The following is a 16116-nucleotide window of genomic DNA, read 5'->3' as shown; positions in this document are numbered from 1 at the left end:
ATACCCGTAGCCCGGAGGATGAATCGGTTGCAATGCCGATAGCATTTCCGGGCTACAGTTTTATCCATTAGATGGCAGGTTGGGGCTGTGCCAGCCGCGTCAGTGGCCAGTCATCGTGCAATTCGTTTTTTCTGCCAATTGCAGTGCTGATTGGCGCAACCTCAGGACAACCATAAAAATCATGCTCGCCTTTGATATCTCGCCACTTGATGCTGACTTGGGCTTGGCCCTGCAACACCGCTTTGATCGCAAAACCAAACCGCTGGGCAGCTTGGGGCAACTGGAGAAACTGGCGGTACAACTGGGCCAGATCCAGCAGCGGCTTGATCCGCAAATCAACAAGCCGGCCATGCTGGTGTTTGCGGGCGATCATGGGCTGGCCCAGGCTGGTGTGAGCCCGTATCCGGCGGAAGTCACACCCCAAATGGTGCTGAATTTTCTGGCGGGTGGTGCGGCAATCAGCGTGCTTTGCCGCAGCAACAACATGAGTTTGCAAGTGGTGAACGCGGGCGTGAATGCGGAGTTCGTACCACATCCGTTACTGATTGATCGTCCGGTGGCCAAAGGCACCGCTAATAGTCTGAACGGCCCGGCAATGAGTCGTGAGCAAGCGCTGCTGGCGATCAGCACCGGTGCCCGCATCGTCACCGAACAGGTTGAGGCGGGCAGCAACGTGCTGGGCTTTGGCGAAATGGGCATCGGCAATACCTCTGCCGCAGCACTGATCATGGCGCGTTTGACGGGCGAGCCCGTCGTGGCGTGTACCGGGCGTGGCACGGGTCTGGACGATGCCGGCCTGATACGCAAGATTGACGTGCTGCAGCAAGTGCTGGCCAGACATGAGTCCGTCCATGACCCACTGGACGTATTGGCGGCGTTTGGCGGCTTTGAAATTGCCATGCTCACCGGCGCCTATCTGGCCGCCGCCAGCCAGCGGGTTGCAATTGTGGTCGACGGCTTCATCGCCACTTCTGCACTGCTGGTGGCCAGTCGCATTGTGCCGGGCGTGCTGGATTACTGCATTTTCAGTCACTGCTCCGGCGAAAATGGTCACAAGCTTTTGTTGCAGCACCTGGGCGTGCAGCAACCGTTGCTGGATCTGGGTTTGCGGCTGGGCGAGGGCAGCGGTGCAGCACTGGCATTGCCGCTGGTGCGCGCCGCAGCCGACTTGCTCAATCAGATGGCATCGTTCGATGAGGCCGGGGTGAGTGAGCGCGGTGCGTAATACGCTGCGGCATTTCTTTTGCGCTCTGGGTTATTTCACCCGCGTGCCGATCCCCGCGTGGGTGGGTTATCAGAGCGATGATCTGGATCACGCCGCCCGCTATTTTCCGCTCGTGGGTTTATTGGTAGGGCTGCTAGCGGCCGGGGTCTGGTTTGTCGCTCACCTGGTGCTGCCGCTGCGCGTGGCTATTTTGCTGAGCATGATCGCCACCATCTGGCTCACCGGTGCATTTCATGAGGATGGTCTGGCTGATTCGGTCGATGGTCTGGGCGGCGGTTATACCCGCGAACGCATGCTGGAAATCATGCATGACTCGCGCATCGGCACCTTTGGCGCGGTTGCGCTGTTGGCCGGTTTATTGCTGAAACTGGAAACGCTCGCCGCGCTGCCCGTAGCGTGGATCGCCCCAGCGATGATCGCCGCGCATGCCTTCAGTCGCCTGGTGGCAGCGAGTTTGCTGGCAACGCTGGATTACGTTCGCCCGGCGGGCAAAGCCAAGCCGGTGGCGACCCGGCTGGCGGGCGCGGGTTTGCTGGTGGCATTGATCTGTGGCGTGGCCGCGCTGGCGCTGTTGCCGTGGCAATGGGCGCTGGCGGCGCTTGTTGCCTGCCTGGTGCTGCGGACGTTGGTCGCTCGCTATCTAGCCCGAACATTAGGTGGTTATACCGGTGACACGCTGGGCATGACGCAGCAGCTGGCCGAACTGCTCTGTTATCTGGTGTGGTGCGCGTGCGCCTTTATCTGATTCGACATTGGCCAGTGCACGGGGGCGAAGGCATCTGTTATGGGCAGCTGGATTTGCCGCTGGCCCAGCCGCTCCAGCCCGAGATGATCGCCGCGTTGCGGCGGCAATTGCCCGCTGCAGCGCCGGTATTCAGTAGTCCCTTGCAACGCTGCCGCCTGCTGGCGGAGCGACTACATCCGGCGCCGAGACTGGACTCACGTCTGCAAGAGCTGGATTTTGGTCGCTGGGAAGGTCAACCCTGGCAGAGCATCGGCGCTGCAGCGCTGGATGACTGGATCGCCGGTGACTACAACGGAACGGCGCACGGCGGCGAGAGTCTGGCGGTGATGCAACAGCGCGTTTGGCAATGGGCCAACACAGCGGCGCAGCAGACTGATTCGGCCGTAGTTGTCACCCACGCTGGCGTGATTCGGGCGCTATGGTCGCGTCATGCGCCGATAGCAGATTGCCTGAAGCAACCTGTACCGCACGGCGAAATCCTCATACTGGACTGGCAATAAACAATGAAACAGCAACAGCACGCGGTGAATGGAGCACGGCCACAACCATGAGCACGACATTGATTCTGGGTGGTGCCCGATCTGGCAAAAGTGCGTTGGCGGAGCGACTGGCCGCGCAAATCGGCGCACCCGTCACTGTGATTGTGACTGCCCAGCCCCAAGATGCTGAAATGAACGAGCGCATTGCGCAGCATCGCGCCCAGCGCCCCGCGCATTGGAAAACCCTGGAAGCGCCCTGTGCTCTGGCCGAAGCGATTGAGCAGACTTGTACTGAAGGCCGCGTGGTGATTGCCGATTGCCTGACCTTATGGCTCAGCAATGTATTGTTCGGTGAGGGCGATGACTGGACGCGAGTGCCAGGGCTGGATTTGCCGCAATTGTTAGCGCAGGAGCGAGCCTTGTTGCTGCAGAGCTTGGGCTCGGTACAAGGTACTTTGCTGTTGGTCAGTAATGAAGTGGGTCTGGGTGTGGTGCCGCTAGGCGCTGGCAACCGGGTTTATGTGGATGAAGCAGGGCGCTTGCATCAGGCGCTGGCCGCGCAGTGCGACAACGTGATCTGGACGGCGGCGGGTTTGCCGCTGATCATGAAAGGGCAAATGCCTGTGTGAACCAGGCCTGGCCAACAGGCGGCACGCAAAAGCTTCGCGCAAAGAAAAAGGCCGCTTGCGCGGCCTTTTAGGGCTTTTTCCGAGGTCAAGAGGAGAGTCAGAATCCCTCGGCTTTTGCCAGCGCTTACAGTACCGGGGTCACGGCACGTTGGGCATAAACTGCAAAACCGGTGGCCGAAGTCTTTTGTACTGCCGCCTTGGTTTGTGCAGTTTGGGTGGACGGGGCAGCGTCCAGCTTGCTTGGGGTTACAGCGCGGAAAGCAAATTGCGCCATACCTTCTGTCTGGGTTGCAGCAACCGGAGCCGATTGGGTAACCGGAGTCACGGCGCGTTGTGCATATTGGGCCAGGCCATCAGCGGCTTGTGCGGCGCCAACTACACCAGCAAAGGTCAAAGTAACGAAAGCGATGTTTGCGAACTTGTTCATGATGTTTCTCCGATATGTTGTTTGATATGCGGTGCTGCTTCTTGGTGCTGCATCCATGAACGTCATGATATTCATTGCTCGCGTGTGGATAAATATCAATACTGTAGTTTGATAGTTTCCTGATAGTTAACAATTACCCCCTTGAAAAGCCGAATTCCAGGACGGGTGGGTAAAATTGTTGCCCGATATCGGTGCAATCGAATGGCGCGATCAATGCTTGGGTCGGGTTGGATGGTTTGAAAACTTTGGGGAAGGCATGGATACACTGGTAAGCATGAAGGTGTTCTGTCAGGTAGCTACGCTAGGTAGCTTTGTTGCCGCCGCCGAGCGCAGCGGGTTGTCCACGGCCATGGTCAGCAAGCATGTAAAACACCTGGAGACCCGACTGGGCGTGCGCCTGTTGAATCGCACCACGCGCAGCTTGAGCCTGACTGGCCCGGGCACCGTGTATTTTGAGCGCTGCCAGCACGCAATCAATGATCTGGAAGATGCCGAGACCTTGCTCAGCCAGAGTGCGGTCAAGCCACGCGGCACGCTGAAGATCAGCGCGCCTGCGGTATTCAGCGTGAACTACCTGGCGCCCGTGCTGGCTGACTACTACGCCCGCTACCCGGAGATGCGTATCGATCTGGATCTAAGCGACCGGGTGATTGATCTGGTGGAAGAAGGATTCGATGCGGCGATCCGCATTTCTGCCTCACCGCATCCGTCGCTGGTAGCGCGGCGGCTGGCGCAAATCAACTTGCTGTTTGTGGCTGCACCAGAGTACCTGGCCAGGCACGGCGCCCCGCGCTCGGCCGATGAACTGGTCAATCATCAGTGCATTACCTACACGTATTCCAACAACGGTAATGCCTGGGTGTTCGACGGGCCGGATGGCAAGTTCTCGGTGAATATCACGCCGCGATTGCGAGTGAATAACGGGGAAATGGCGGTACGGGCGGCGCTGCAGGGCTTGGGCATTACCGTGCAGCCGACCATTCTGATCCAGGAGCATATCCACGCCGGGACACTGGTGCCGATTTTGCTGGATTACCCGCGGCCGCCGATTTCGATTTACGCGGTTTACCCCAGTCGCACCTTTATCTCGGCCAAACTGCGCACCTTTATTGATGTACTGGTCGAGCACTTTGGCGATACCCCGCCGTGGGAAGACGAATCGCTCAAGGCGTATATCAAGTCCAAAGTGCGTGCCCGTCCGCCGATGGCTGAAAGCAAGGTTTGAACTGCTGCTGACCGCTCCAAAAACACTTTGCCCGCTACATATCTCAGGTAGCGGGCAAAGTGTTTGGGCGATGCAGAGCGCTGGCGCCAACCGCATTTATTTGAGTGGCAGCACCTGTCCACGGATTTCACCGCCAGGGTTGGCGGCGGTGTGGACATTGAAGTACCACATGCCAGCCTGCAGTTCTTTGGCTTGATCATCGGTGAGTGTTGCCGTGCCTTCAATCGGGCTGACTAGCGCACCTTTCACCGGCACAGCCACACCCGCGTTGACGCCGGCTGCGGCCGGGCCATGAAAGTGAGCTGCGGTGGCCGGGCCGGTAAGGGCGCTGTAGTTCACCGTGTAGTTCATGACTTTGGTGTCGGTATCGTAGTTGACCTGAACGATACCGGTGCCGTTGCTTTCTTTGGGGGGCACTTCGGTGGCCGCGTTCAAGGTTGCGCTAAATGTCAGAGTGGCGGCAAACGTCGCGCAAGAGGCCATTGCCAGCAGGGCGGCGAGCAGAACAAATCCTTTGCGGTACATGACGATTCTCCTGGACAACAAACAAGGTCGGGTTTGATTGTGTGGTGACATTGCCTCGTGGGCTGGCCTTAGCATAGTCCGCTTTGGCACATTGCCAAGCCGCGGACCGATGTTCACGCCGGTGGGCGGCATGACCACGCCTGAACTAGATCGCCTGGCGCGGGGTAAGCGGGGGCGCTGCCAGGAAAAACCGCTGGGTAAAGGCAAAGCCCGCCAGTACCGGCAGGACAGACAACACCACGGCGGCCATTAACATGCTGGTGGAAGTGGCAAATGGCCCGGTCAGATCGTGATAAACCCCAACCGCCAGTGGCAGTTTGTTCTGGCTGTTCAAGACCACAGCGGGCCACAGATAGTCGTTCCAGGAAGTCACAAAGGTAAGTACGGCCAGCGCCCCGATCATTGGCAAGGTGAGTGGCACGGCTACGCGCCACAGCACTTGCCATTCGCTGGCGCCATCAACCCGCGCGGCATCCAGCGTCTCGCCGGGTAAATCTTCAAAAGCCTGTTTGATCAGAAAAACGCCGAAAGCACTGGCGATATTGGGCAGCATTGCCCCTGCATAACTATCCAGCAAACCCAGCTTGATGCAGGTGATGAAATTGGGAACCAGCATGGTTTCGCTGGGCAACATCAACGTCACCAGCAGCACGCCAAACAAGACCTTGCGACCCGAGAACTGCATTTGTGCCAGCGCGAAACCACAGGGAATGGCCAGCAGCAATACGCCCAGCGTGGTGCCTCCTGCCATGATCAGCGAATTGCGCAGATAGGTCATGAAGGGGATGGCAACCACCACGCGTAAAAACCATTCCGGCGTGATCTGATGCGCCAGAAATCCTTGCGGAAAACGCCACATAAAACTGGTATTGCCGGACAGCGCCACAGCGGTTGCCCAGGCAAAGGGAAAGATCGCAAATAGCGTAAACAGGGCGATCCCGACGGCGCGGCTACTTTGTAGTCCCAAGTGGTGCGTGTGTGTCATGGTCAACCTCCGCGCCGCAGCCAGCCTTGGGGGCCGAACACTCTGAATTGCACCGTGGCCAGCGCCAGGCAAATCAGCGTGATGACCAGGCCAGCGGCGGCAGCCAGACCAAAACGCTGGCCAAAAAAGGCGGCCTTATATACAAACAGCAATGCCGTCGTGGTGTCGCTGGCCCCGCCATGAGCCAGCAGCAGCGGCTCTTGCAAGACCTTGAGCGCGTAAATGGTGGATAACAGCGTGCTCAATAGCACCACCGGTTGCAGCGCAGGCAGGGTAACGTGCCACAGCCGAGCCACGCGGCCTGCGCCATCCAGAATGGCGGCTTCGTGCTGATCCCGCGGCACGGACTGCAAGCCGGCCAGATATAGCACCATGTAAAACCCGAGGTTTTTCCAGAACGAAAAGAAGATCACCGCGCACAGGGCCAGATTGGGGCGACCAATCCAGTCGGGCTGCAGGTCTGCCGGAATCAGGTGCAGGGTTGCCAGCATGGCGTTAAGCAAACCGTCGTAATGAAATATCTGCTGCCACACCACGGCACTGATCGACATGGCGATAATTACCGGCACATAACACAGCGCCCGAATAGCCCCGGCCCCAGCAAACGGGCGATGCAGCAGCAGAGCCAGCAGCAATCCGCCAAGCTGCAATAACGGCACCAGCACCAGAAAGATCAGCGAGTTTTTGAGCGCTGCGCCGAACTCGACCTCATGCCAGGTCAGCATCACAAAATTGGCAAAGCCGTTCCATTGGGTGTGGCCGGTGCGGATGAAGTAATCGGTAAATGCCAGCCAGGCATTGAACCCCACCGGCCAGAGCGTAAAGACCGCGAACACCGCAAAAAACGGCGCAACAAACAGCCAGGCCGTTTGCGGCCGGACACCAGGCAAAGCCATGTTTGAATCCTCTGGAACGGGTCGATCTGCTGCCGACGCCGGTAGAGCACCATCTTATGGGAATTGTTGGTGGCTGCTTAACCCACTACTTTGCCGGGCTTGCCATGTGTGTCAGCAACGCTGCGGTCGCGGTCGCAAATTACGGCATGCTCCGGTTGTTCATTAACGCAAGGGACTGCCATGCCGCGCAAAACAAGGTGGGGGCTGGTTTTGATTGTCGTGGCCGCATTGATCGGTTGGGCAATTTACGCCTGGTTACCGCCCGCCATGCCCAAACCGGGGCAGATTGCCGCCAGCACGCCCAAAGCCCGGCAATACGTGCGCACGCCGTTTCTGGATGACTGGGATCAAGCGGATCTGGCCATCATGGCGGATCACGCACGGCTTAATCCCGATCTGGCATGGCTGGAAGGCCCGACGCATCGGCGGGTGGTGGCACTGACTTTTGACGATGGCCCCAGCCCGTACACGCCAGATTTACTGGATGTACTGAAAAAGCATCATGTGAAAGCGACTTTTTTCTGGATGGGCAAACATCTGGAAGGGCGTGAAGAAGTAGTCCGGCGGGCGCTGGCCGAAGGCCACACGCTGGGCAACCACACTTATGATCATCCGGATATCTCCGGCACCAGCGAAGACTTCTGGTGGGGCGAGCAGATCAGCCGCACCCAGGATATTTACCAGCGCATCATCGGCAAGCGCCCGGTGTTGTTCCGTCCACCCTACGGCAAGATCGACGATGGCGAAATCAAGGCGCTGGGGCAGCATGGCCTGAAGACCATTTTATGGTCGGTGGATACGCAAGACTGGAATAAAAACCGCTGGTTGTTCGGTTCGCATTACATCGAGCGCTGGATTCAGACTTATATCCACCAAGAAGCCATCATCCTGATGCATGACGGCGGCGGGCGGCGTGATCAGACGGTTGAAGCTGTGGACGAGGTGATTCCGTGGCTAAAGGCAGCGGGTTATGAGTTTGTTACCGTGGATGAACTACTTGGCATCAAGCAGGCTTATCAATAATCTGCGGAGCCCAGCTGTTGTTTATCCAGGAGAGTAACTGATGTCCGGTTCCAGGTTTGCCCAAACCCCGGTAGCACCATATTACGCAGTGATCTTTACTTCGCAACGCGATACGTATGACCCCGATTACGATGCCACCGGTGCACGCATGCTGGAACTGGCGGCGCAGCAACCGGGGTATCTGGGTGTAGAAAGCGTGCGCGATGCAGATGGCTTCGGCATTACCGTATCGTATTGGGCCAGTCAGGAAGCCATTGCTCACTGGCGCGCTCACGGTGAGCACCGGGTGGCGCAAGAAAACGGCAAGCGCGACTGGTATGAACACTACGAAGTACGCGTGGCGCTGGTCGAAAGGGCGTGGTCGAAGCGTTAATTGAATTGCGCGCAGGGCGGCGGCGCCACGGAGCCCGCCGCAACCGGTACCTGGTCGATTGGCGCCGGGTAGATCAGGTACGGAGCGTTTCGGATGTTTTGAGCATCTCGATCATGGATGCCACCATGGGCAGCGCCTCATCACGCAGACTGAATTGATCCGGCATGAACAACCAGTTGTTCAGTACGCCGGTAAGAAAACTCAGCAGCAAGCAGTCAGCCCGGGCGACATTCAAGCCTGCCGGCAACTGGCCTTGCAAGATCGCCTGATGCAGCAATTCCTTGCGGCGCTCGGCACCATCTATCGTGGCTTCGCGGCGGCGAACGACGACCGCTTCGATGTCATCGGTGTATTCACACTTGTTAAACAGCACGTCAAAGACTCGGCGCTGGCGCTCGTCGGTTTCGGTATCTTGCAAAACCTGGACTAATGCGTCCTGCAACTGACCTAGCGGATTGGTGAAGTGGCCAGAGGCATCAGGCTGCAGTGCTTCTTCCAGCGGCAGGCAAATGCTGTCCGCCATTGCATTGAAAACAGCTGCCTTGTTCTCAAAGTGCCAGTAAATGGCCCCGCGGGTCAGCCCGGCGGCATCGGCAATGTCTGCCAGTGAAGTGCGTGAAACACCCTTGGCGCTGAATAATCTTTCAGCGGTATCCAGCAGCAGCGCTCGTGTTTCTGCTGCTTCTTCCTTGGTTTTGCGCGCCATCGTCGAACCTTCCCGGTGTAGCGCTGTCATTTCAAACAGCGATATTTAGTTTATGTTTTAACTATTTTTTCTTGTACACTTACCGACTAAATTAATTCTCGAACATACATACATCCGCGAATGTATGTATGTTACTATTGCCACATCGATTACTCAAGCCGCCTGTCCAGGCGGCTTGTTGTGTATGGCAGCCAGATTTTTATTAGCCGCCAGCACGGGTCCGTTTCTCTGTTTTTTTCTGTATTTCTTCAAATTTTCCATGTTGCGGGGGCGCTCATGCGTGCACACACGAACCGGTTTCCTTTACGTTTAATGACGATAGCCGCGCTTGCGGCAATCACTACGCTGGCCGCTTGCGGTGACAAAGGCGCTGCACCCGCAGCGGCTGCGGGCCAGGCGCCTGAAGTCGGTGTGGTGACCATTTCGGCCCAGAATCTGCCATTGGCGGCTCAGTTGCCAGGCCGGGTGAATCCGGTGCGCGTGGCCGAAGTACGTGCTCGCGCCGCGGGCATTGTACTCAAACAGGCCTTTGTGGAAGGCAGCGACGTCAAAGCAGGGCAATTGTTGTTCCGTATTGATCCGGCTCCGCTGCAAGCCACGCTGGATAGCGCTAAAGCCAACGCCGATAAAGCCGATGCCGCACTGGCACAGGCCAAGCTGCAAGAGTCGCGCTACCGCGAACTCGTTCCGGTACAGGCCGTGAGCAAGCAGGATTACGACAACGCCGTGATCGCGGTGAAATCCAGCCAGGCCGATCTGGCCGCAGCCAAAGCCGCCGTGCAAACCGCGCAACTGAACCTGAACTACACCACTGTGACTTCGCCTATTTCTGGTCGCGTGGGCAAAGCCCAGGTGACTGAGGGCGCGCTGGTCGGGCAGGGCGATGCCACATTGATGGCCACCGTGACCCAGACCGACCCGATTTACGTCGACGTTACCGAGTCTAGTACCGAAATCCTGCGTCTGCGCCGTGCTGTGCAGTCCGGCAAACTCAAGAATATTGATGGTGCCATCAAGGTCAATCTGGCGCTGGAAGATGGTTCGCTCTATCCGCTGCCGGGCAAGTTGCTGTTCTCTGATATCACCGTAGACCAGACCTCCGGCATGGTGACTTTGCGCGCTGAATTCCCCAACCCCAACCATGAGCTGCTGCCTGGCATGTACGTGCGAGCCAAGCTGTCGCAAGCCGTGCAAGACAACGCGCTGACCGTGCCGCAAATGGGCCTGCAACGTACCTCCAGCGGTGATGCATCAGTGATGGTCGTCAACGCCGAGAACAAGGTAGAAGCGCGCCCGGTGGTGGCTGATACCGCCATCGGCAATGTCTGGGTGGTGACCAGCGGCCTGAAAGCGGGCGACAAAGTCATTGTTTCGGGCCTGCAAAAAGTGAAGCCGGGTGTTCAAGTCACCACGATAGATGCCACCGCATCTGCGCCTGCCGCTGCTTCTGCACCTGCTGCCAAGTAATAAGGGGATGTAGCTCATGGCTCGATTTTTTATCGATCGCCCGATTTTTGCGTGGGTGATCGCCATTGTCATCATGCTCGCCGGGGTGCTGTCGATCCGCTCCTTGGCGATTTCTCAATACCCGCCGATTGCGCCGCCGTCGGTTGCCATTACCGCAACCTACCCAGGCGCTTCGGCCAAGACCGTTGAAGACACCGTAACCCAGGTCATCGAACAACAGATGAACGGGATCGATAACCTGGAATACATGGCTTCGACCAGTGATTCCTCGGGTGCGGTTTCGATCACGCTGACCTTCAAGAACGGGACCAGTCCGGATATCGCGCAGGTGCAGGTGCAGAACAAACTGCAACTGGCCACACCGCTACTGCCGCAAGAAGTGCAGCAGCAAGGTATTCGCGTTGCCAAATCGACCAAGAACTTCTTGATGGTGCTCGGGTTTGTATCCACCGACGGCAGCATGAACAAGAACGACTTGGGGGATTACCTCTCCGCCAACGTGAAAGACCCTATCAGCCGCGTTGAAGGCGTGGGTGATGTCACGGTGTTTGGCTCGCAATACGCCATGCGCATCTGGCTGAATCCGAACAAACTCAGCAGCTTCCAGCTGACCACACTGGATGTCAGCAATGCAATTGCTGCGCAGAACGTGCAGGTGTCGGCAGGTCAGTTGGGTGGTGCACCGGCGATTGCAGGTCAGCAACTGAATGCGACCATCACCGCACAAACGCGTCTGCAAACCGCAGAAGAGTTCGGCAACATCTTGCTGAAGGTAAACACCGACGGCTCGCAAGTGCGTTTGCGTGATGTAGCGCGCATGGAGTTGGGTGGCGAAGATTACTCGATTGTCAGCCGCTATAACGGCAAGCCCGCATCAGGCCTGGCGATCAAGCTGTCTACTGGCGCCAATGCGCTGGATACCGCCAACGCCATCCGCGCCAAAGTGGATGATCTGCAAAAGTTCTTCCCGCAATCGCTGAAAGTGGTTTACCCGTACGACACCACACCTTTCGTCAAAATCTCGATTGAAGAAGTGGTGAAAACGCTGTTCGAAGCGATCGTGCTGGTGTTCCTGGTGATGTATCTGTTCTTGCAGAACTTCCGCGCCACGCTGATCCCGACCATTGCCGTGCCGGTGGTGTTGCTGGGTACGTTTGGTGTGCTGGCTGCGGCGGGGTTCTCCATCAATACGCTCACCATGTTCGGCATGGTGCTGGCCATCGGCTTGCTGGTGGATGACGCGATTGTGGTGGTGGAAAACGTCGAACGGGTGATGTCGGAAGAAGGCCTGTCGCCCAAAGAAGCCACGCGTAAATCAATGGACCAGATCACCGGTGCGCTGGTAGGTATTGCGCTGGTGTTGTCGGCAGTGTTTGTGCCGATGGCGTTCTTTGGTGGCTCAACCGGCGCGATTTATCGCCAGTTCTCGATCACCATCGTGTCATCCATGGTGTTGTCGGTGCTGGTGGCGTTGATTCTCACGCCAGCGTTGTGCGCGACTATTCTCAAGCCGATCGCCAAAGGCCATCACGCAGTCGATACCGGCTTCTTTGGCTGGTTCAACCGCATGTTTGATGCCAGCAACCTGAAGTATCAATCCGCCGTGCGCCGCATTCTGGCCAAGTCGGGCCGCTACCTGATCATCTACGTGGGCATCATCGCCATCATGGTGTTCCTGTTCATGCGTTTGCCAACCTCGTTCTTGCCGGATGAAGACCAGGGCATTTTGTTTACCCAGGTGCAGTTGCCGGTCGGTGCGACCCAGGAACAAACGCTGACCACCATCAAGAAAATGGAAGACCACTTCCTGGTGGATGACAAAGACAACGTTGAATCGGTGTTCTCGGTCGCAGGCTTCAGCTTTGCCGGTCGTGGTCAGAACATGGGTCTGGCGTTCGTGCGGCTCAAAGACTGGAGCGTGCGTAACAATGCCGACCAGAAAGTGGGCGCCGTAGCTGGCCGTGCCATGGCTGCGTTCTCCAAATACAAAGAAGCGCTCGCCTTTGCCTTTGCCCCACCGGCAGTGCTGGAACTGGGTAATGCCACCGGCTTCGACCTGCAACTGCAAGACCGCGGGAACGTGGGTCATGCCAAGCTGATCGAAGCGCGCAACATGTTGTTGGGTATGGCGGCCAAGAGCCCGGACGTAGTTGCAGTACGCCCGAACGGCATGGAAGACACGCCGCAATACAAGATCGAAGTCGATAGCGAGAAAGCTTCGGCGCTGGGTCTGTCGCTGTCGGACATCAACAAGACGCTTTCCACTGCGTGGGGCTCGTCTTATGTGAACGACTTTATCGACAAGGGCCGTGTGAAGAAGGTGTACGTGCAGGCCGACGCACCGTATCGCATGCTGCCGGAAGACGTGAACGACTGGTATGTGCGTAACGCCAAGGGCCAGATGGTGCCGTTCTCCGCCTTTGCCACCGCGCACTGGACGTACGGCTCGCCCAAGCTGGAACGCTACAACGGGATTTCCTCAGTAGAAATTCTGGGCTCGCCCGCGCCAGGCAAGAGTACCGGTCAGTCCATGAAAGCCATTGAAGAGATGATCGCCAAATTGCCGCCAGGCATTGGCTATGAGTGGACTGGTTTGTCGTACGAAGAACAGAAATCGGGTTCGCAAGCGCCAGCGTTGTATGTGATTTCGCTGCTGGTGGTGTTCCTGTGTCTGGCCGCGTTGTACGAAAGCTGGGCGATTCCGTTCTCGGTCATGCTGGTGGTGCCGCTGGGTGTAGTTGGCGCGTTGCTGGCGGCAACAGGTCGCGGTTTGTCCAACGACGTGTACTTCCAGGTCGGCTTGCTGACCACGGTGGGCTTGTCGGCCAAGAACGCCATTCTGATTGTGGAGTTTGCCAAAGAACTGCATGAGAACGGCATGACGCTGGTCGACGCCACGCTTGAAGCCGTGCGCATGCGTTTGCGCCCGATTCTGATGACGTCGATCGCGTTTATCCTGGGTGTGTTGCCACTGGTGATCGCTCACGGCGCGGGTTCCGGCGCGCAGAACGCCATTGGTACCGGCGTGACCGGCGGGATGATCACCGCGATTGTGCTGGCGATCTTCTTTGTGCCGATCTTCTTCGTGGTCGTGCACCAGTGGTTCAAGATCAAGGAGCGCCCGCCGCTTCATCCAAATAGCCAATTGCACGCACCAACGCATGCGGAGGACCATAACAATGGCTAAGCAACTGATTCTGGCGGCCACGCTGGCCGCCGCCCTGAGCGCTTGCTCGATGGCGCCGACTTACGAGCGCCCGCAAAACCCGGTCAGTGTCGACTTCCCGCAAGGTGAGGCTTATGGCACGGCCAGTGCGCCAGCTGCGGCCGCGCAAAAGCAGACCTTGGCGGCCGACATTGGCTGGCATGATTTCTTTGCCGATGCCCGTCTGCAAAAGCTGATCGAAATTGCACTGGTCAACAACCGTGACTATCGCGTTGCCACATTGCAAGTCGAGAAAGCCCGCGCGCAGTATCAAATCCAGCGCGCGGATTTGTTCCCGACTGTGAACGCTGCGGCGGGCCAGTCGCGCTCGCACACCCCGGCCGATCTTTCGAGCACCGGTACGCAATTTACCGGTGGTTCGTATTCGGCTGGGCTGGGCTTTACCGCGTACGAGCTGGACCTGTTTGGTCGTGTGCAAAGCCTGAAGAATGAAGCGCTGGAATCGTATTTCTCCACCGCTGAAGCGCAGCGTGCTTCGCAGATTACGCTGGTCTCTGAAGTGGCCAGTCAGTACCTGACTTTGCTGGCCGCGCAAGAGCAACTGCAACTGGCGCAAGACACGCTGAGCTCGTATCAGCACACGCTGGATCTGACGCAGAAACGCTTTGATGTGGGTGCGTCTTCAGCCATTGAACTGGCTGTGGCACAAACCCAGGTCAATACCGCGCAGGGCTCGGTGGCATCAAGCACGCTGCAAGCCGCGCAGGCAGAAAATGGCCTGGTCTTGCTGATTGGTGAGCCATTGCCAGCCCAACTGCCCGCTGCCCAAACTCTGGGCACGCAAGGCTTGTTGACTGATCTGCCCGCCGGCGTACCGAGTGATTTGCTGGAACGTCGCCCGGATATCCTGCAAGCCGAGCACACGCTGAAAGCCGCCAACGCCGATATCGGCGCCGCCCGTGCCAACTTCTTCCCGCGCATTACACTCACGGGTAGTTACGGTACGTCCAGCGCAGAACTGGGTAATCTGTTCAAGGCGGGCCAGACGGCATGGAGCTTTGCGCCATCGATCACGCTGCCGATCTTTGATGCGGGTCGCAATAAAGCCACCCTGGACGTTTCCACGACCAGCGAGAAAATCGCTGTGGCGCAATACGAGAAATCGATTCAGTCGGCTTTTCGTGAAGTATCGGACGCGCTAGCCGCGCGCAATATGCTCGATCTGCAAATCAACGCCCAGCAAGCGCTGGTGAAGTCAGAAACCACACGTTATGACCTCTCCACCTTGCGCTTCACCAAGGGCGTGGATAGCTATCTGGCCGCGCTCGATGCTCAGCGTTCGCTGTTTACCGCTGAGCAGAACCTGATCACGCTGCGCTTGTCGCGCCTGACCAATCTGGTGACGTTGTACAAGGTGCTGGGTGGCGGTTGGGTGGCACAGACCGGCGAAACACCGCTTTCGCCGGGTGCGGCGAGTTAAGCCAGTCGCCAGCCGTTATTTAGCGCATTTAGCTGTATGAAAAGGTTGTATGAAAAAGCCCCGCCGGAAAAAATCTGGCGGGGCTTTTTGTTATTTCGCTCGGTAACGGGATCAACCGTCGTGCACGCAATCAGTTAGCAACACTCACCGGTTTGCCGGCTTTCCAGTCTTCCAGTGCTTTCAAGGTGTTGGCGACGTGTTTGTCCGGATTCAGGGCCTGGTATTCGTAGATGATCTTGCCGTCAGGCGTGATTACAAACGATACCCGATCGGCCATCGACGTCTTGAATGCCAACACGGCGTCATAAGACTTCATGATTTTCTGATCGGCATCGGACGCTACCGGAAACTTGCTGCGACATTCGGAGACCGAAAACTTGTTCAGCGTGCCGATGTCATCTTTAGAGACACCAATCACCGTGGCACCCAGCGCCTTGTATTTGTCTGTGGCATCGGCAAAGTCGTGAGCCTCAATGGTGCAACCCTTGGTGAACGCGGCAGGGTAGAAATACAGCACGACCGGGCCTTTCTTGAGTTCTTCGGCCAGCGTGTAGCTGTAAACCTTGCCGCCTAGCGATGCCTGCGTGGTGAAGTCTGGTGCAGCTGAGCCAACGGGCAGGGCGGCCAGAGCGGCGGTCGAAAACAAGGTGCCGAAGACCAGGATGGCGATACGGTTTTTCATCAAATATCCTTTGCGGTCTTGGGCCGCGTTGATTCAGCACTATATTAGGCTACAGTAGCGCAGCGAAGTTGCCTGCCACCGTT

At 57.8% G+C, this 16116-nt stretch carries 16 protein-coding genes; 10 read left to right on the top strand and 6 right to left on the bottom strand.

The features are described 5' to 3' along the window. The first annotated feature begins 181 nt into the window (after positions 1 to 181). Genes cobT through cobU form a run of 4 tightly spaced genes read left to right on the top strand, consistent with a single transcriptional unit; the run spans position 182 to position 3078 of the window. On the top strand, positions 182 to 1225 hold the full coding sequence (cobT, locus tag P4L78_RS17850; RefSeq protein WP_309329529.1) for a nicotinate-nucleotide--dimethylbenzimidazole phosphoribosyltransferase: 1044 nt from the start codon (positions 182 to 184) through the stop codon (positions 1223 to 1225). Beyond that, positions 1209 to 1970, top strand: a complete 762-nt coding sequence (locus tag P4L78_RS17845) for an adenosylcobinamide-GDP ribazoletransferase (RefSeq protein WP_283150073.1) — start codon at positions 1209 to 1211, stop codon at positions 1968 to 1970. Before cobT ends, P4L78_RS17845 begins: the two co-directional genes overlap by 17 nt. Beyond that, positions 1955 to 2470 (top strand): histidine phosphatase family protein, encoded by a 516-nt coding sequence (locus tag P4L78_RS17840; RefSeq protein ID WP_283150072.1) that lies wholly within the window; start codon positions 1955 to 1957, stop codon positions 2468 to 2470. The genes P4L78_RS17845 and P4L78_RS17840 overlap by 16 nt, the downstream gene beginning before the upstream one ends. 47 nt (positions 2471 to 2517) lie before the next feature. Then, positions 2518 to 3078 carry a bifunctional adenosylcobinamide kinase/adenosylcobinamide-phosphate guanylyltransferase gene (cobU, locus tag P4L78_RS17835; RefSeq protein ID WP_283150071.1) on the top strand — a complete coding sequence of 187 codons (561 nt, stop codon included), beginning with the start codon at positions 2518 to 2520 and terminating at the stop codon, positions 3076 to 3078. Between the two features lie 124 nt (positions 3079 to 3202). Here the strand turns inward: cobU and P4L78_RS17830 are convergent, their stop codons facing one another. After that, positions 3203 to 3505: a hypothetical protein gene (locus tag P4L78_RS17830; protein WP_283150070.1), complete on the bottom strand. Its 303-nt coding sequence runs from the start codon at positions 3503 to 3505 to the stop codon at positions 3203 to 3205. Between the two features lie 256 nt (positions 3506 to 3761). Between P4L78_RS17830 and P4L78_RS17825 the strand changes: the two genes are divergently transcribed. Beyond that, complete coding sequence (locus tag P4L78_RS17825; RefSeq protein WP_283150069.1) at positions 3762 to 4730, top strand: LysR family transcriptional regulator; 969 nt, start codon at positions 3762 to 3764, stop codon at positions 4728 to 4730. Between the two features lie 96 nt (positions 4731 to 4826). Here the strand turns inward: P4L78_RS17825 and P4L78_RS17820 are convergent, their stop codons facing one another. The 3 genes from P4L78_RS17820 to P4L78_RS17810 form a co-directional block, all read right to left on the bottom strand. Beyond that, positions 4827 to 5255, bottom strand: a complete 429-nt coding sequence (locus P4L78_RS17820) for a CHRD domain-containing protein (protein WP_283150068.1) — start codon at positions 5253 to 5255, stop codon at positions 4827 to 4829. Positions 5256 to 5400: 145 nt separating this feature from the next. Beyond that, on the bottom strand, positions 5401 to 6240 hold the full coding sequence (locus P4L78_RS17815) for a carbohydrate ABC transporter permease (protein ID WP_309329526.1): 840 nt from the start codon (positions 6238 to 6240) through the stop codon (positions 5401 to 5403). Positions 6241 to 6242: 2 nt separating this feature from the next. Beyond that, positions 6243 to 7136 (bottom strand): carbohydrate ABC transporter permease, encoded by an 894-nt coding sequence (locus tag P4L78_RS17810; protein WP_283150066.1) that lies wholly within the window; start codon positions 7134 to 7136, stop codon positions 6243 to 6245. A 180-nt stretch (positions 7137 to 7316) separates the two neighbouring features. Between P4L78_RS17810 and P4L78_RS17805 the strand changes: the two genes are divergently transcribed. Beyond that, positions 7317 to 8159, top strand: a complete 843-nt coding sequence (locus P4L78_RS17805) for a polysaccharide deacetylase family protein (RefSeq protein ID WP_309329524.1) — start codon at positions 7317 to 7319, stop codon at positions 8157 to 8159. 40 nt (positions 8160 to 8199) lie between these two features. Beyond that, positions 8200 to 8532, top strand: a complete 333-nt coding sequence (locus P4L78_RS17800; protein WP_283150064.1) for an antibiotic biosynthesis monooxygenase — start codon at positions 8200 to 8202, stop codon at positions 8530 to 8532. 73 nt (positions 8533 to 8605) lie between these two features. Here the strand turns inward: P4L78_RS17800 and P4L78_RS17795 are convergent, their stop codons facing one another. Beyond that, positions 8606 to 9238, bottom strand: coding sequence for a TetR family transcriptional regulator (locus tag P4L78_RS17795; RefSeq protein WP_283150063.1), 633 nt, complete (start codon positions 9236 to 9238; stop codon positions 8606 to 8608). Positions 9239 to 9514: 276 nt separating this feature from the next. Between P4L78_RS17795 and P4L78_RS17790 the strand changes: the two genes are divergently transcribed. From P4L78_RS17790 to P4L78_RS17780, 3 genes are read left to right on the top strand one after another with little or no spacing between them, the layout of a single operon-like run. Next, complete coding sequence (locus P4L78_RS17790; RefSeq protein WP_309329522.1) at positions 9515 to 10705, top strand: efflux RND transporter periplasmic adaptor subunit; 1191 nt, start codon at positions 9515 to 9517, stop codon at positions 10703 to 10705. 16 nt (positions 10706 to 10721) lie between these two features. Beyond that, complete coding sequence (locus P4L78_RS17785) at positions 10722 to 13892, top strand: efflux RND transporter permease subunit (RefSeq protein WP_283150061.1); 3171 nt, start codon at positions 10722 to 10724, stop codon at positions 13890 to 13892. Next, complete coding sequence (locus P4L78_RS17780; RefSeq protein ID WP_309329520.1) at positions 13885 to 15351, top strand: efflux transporter outer membrane subunit; 1467 nt, start codon at positions 13885 to 13887, stop codon at positions 15349 to 15351. The genes P4L78_RS17785 and P4L78_RS17780 overlap by 8 nt, the downstream gene beginning before the upstream one ends. A 130-nt stretch (positions 15352 to 15481) precedes the next feature. Here the strand turns inward: P4L78_RS17780 and P4L78_RS17775 are convergent, their stop codons facing one another. Then, positions 15482 to 16033, bottom strand: coding sequence for a peroxiredoxin (locus P4L78_RS17775; RefSeq protein ID WP_309329518.1), 552 nt, complete (start codon positions 16031 to 16033; stop codon positions 15482 to 15484). Between the last annotated feature and the right edge of the window lie 83 nt (positions 16034 to 16116).

Origin of the sequence: Silvimonas sp. (assembly GCF_031291215.1) — a bacterium.
Lineage (GTDB): Bacteria > Pseudomonadota > Gammaproteobacteria > Burkholderiales > Chitinibacteraceae > Silvimonas > Silvimonas soli.
This window is presented reverse-complemented; position numbering and strand designations above follow the sequence as displayed.

Coding starts and splice junctions, on each gene's coding strand:
- cobT (WP_309329529.1), top strand. CDS start 182: ATGCTCGCCTTTGATATCTCGCCACTTGATGCTGACTTGGGCTTGGCC.
- cobU (WP_283150071.1), top strand. CDS start 2,518: ATGAGCACGACATTGATTCTGGGTGGTGCCCGATCTGGCAAAAGTGCG.
- P4L78_RS17830 (WP_283150070.1), bottom strand. CDS start 3,505: ATGAACAAGTTCGCAAACATCGCTTTCGTTACTTTGACCTTTGCTGGT.
- P4L78_RS17825 (WP_283150069.1), top strand. CDS start 3,762: ATGGATACACTGGTAAGCATGAAGGTGTTCTGTCAGGTAGCTACGCTA.
- P4L78_RS17820 (WP_283150068.1), bottom strand. CDS start 5,255: ATGTACCGCAAAGGATTTGTTCTGCTCGCCGCCCTGCTGGCAATGGCC.
- P4L78_RS17815 (WP_309329526.1), bottom strand. CDS start 6,240: ATGACACACACGCACCACTTGGGACTACAAAGTAGCCGCGCCGTCGGG.
- P4L78_RS17810 (WP_283150066.1), bottom strand. CDS start 7,136: ATGGCTTTGCCTGGTGTCCGGCCGCAAACGGCCTGGCTGTTTGTTGCG.
- P4L78_RS17805 (WP_309329524.1), top strand. CDS start 7,317: ATGCCGCGCAAAACAAGGTGGGGGCTGGTTTTGATTGTCGTGGCCGCA.
- P4L78_RS17800 (WP_283150064.1), top strand. CDS start 8,200: ATGTCCGGTTCCAGGTTTGCCCAAACCCCGGTAGCACCATATTACGCA.
- P4L78_RS17795 (WP_283150063.1), bottom strand. CDS start 9,238: ATGGCGCGCAAAACCAAGGAAGAAGCAGCAGAAACACGAGCGCTGCTG.
- P4L78_RS17790 (WP_309329522.1), top strand. CDS start 9,515: ATGCGTGCACACACGAACCGGTTTCCTTTACGTTTAATGACGATAGCC.
- P4L78_RS17785 (WP_283150061.1), top strand. CDS start 10,722: ATGGCTCGATTTTTTATCGATCGCCCGATTTTTGCGTGGGTGATCGCC.
- P4L78_RS17780 (WP_309329520.1), top strand. CDS start 13,885: ATGGCTAAGCAACTGATTCTGGCGGCCACGCTGGCCGCCGCCCTGAGC.
- P4L78_RS17775 (WP_309329518.1), bottom strand. CDS start 16,033: ATGAAAAACCGTATCGCCATCCTGGTCTTCGGCACCTTGTTTTCGACC.